At 50.7% G+C, this 499-nt stretch carries 1 pseudogene; it reads left to right on the top strand.

The features are described from left to right. A pseudogene (locus SQ11_RS15380) lies at positions 1 to 338 on the top strand (methionine synthase); the annotation flags it as partial. Positions 339 to 499 lie beyond the last annotated feature (161 nt).

Below are 499 nucleotides of genomic sequence, written 5' to 3'. Positions count from 1 at the left end.
AGTGGCGTCAATATGAAGAAATCTTTCCCAAGCTGCAACAATCCAGCATTGGCATCATCTCGCTGGAATGCCAAAACTCCCGTGTTCCGATGGATTTGATCGAGCTTATACGGGGTAAAAAGGTGATGGTGGGCGCCATTGACGTGGCCACCAACAACATTGAGACGCCCGAGGAGGTGGCTAACACCTTGCGTAAAGCACTTGAGTTTGTGGATGCTGACAAGCTTTATCCCGCTACCAACTGTGGCATGACTCCCTTATCGCGTCAGGTGGCAAGAGGCAAACTACATACGTTAAGTGCCGGGGCTGAAATCGTCCGAAGAGAGCTTTTGGCCTAGGTTGAAAGCGGAGTGCAGGGGGACGGGTTATCCGGTAGTCAAATCATATGCTACTTCCGGCCCTCCTAATACTGTTGAGCTACATCTAATTTTCAGGACATGCCATGTCACTTTCCAGTATTGCTATCGAGCCATTGAGCTATCGCGAAGCGCTCGGGCAC

Origin of the sequence: Nitrosospira sp. NpAV (assembly GCF_000832065.1) — a bacterium.
GTDB lineage: Bacteria > Pseudomonadota > Gammaproteobacteria > Burkholderiales > Nitrosomonadaceae > Nitrosospira.
The sequence above is the reverse complement of the archived record's forward strand: the minus strand, read 5'-3'. Positions and strand labels throughout refer to the sequence as shown.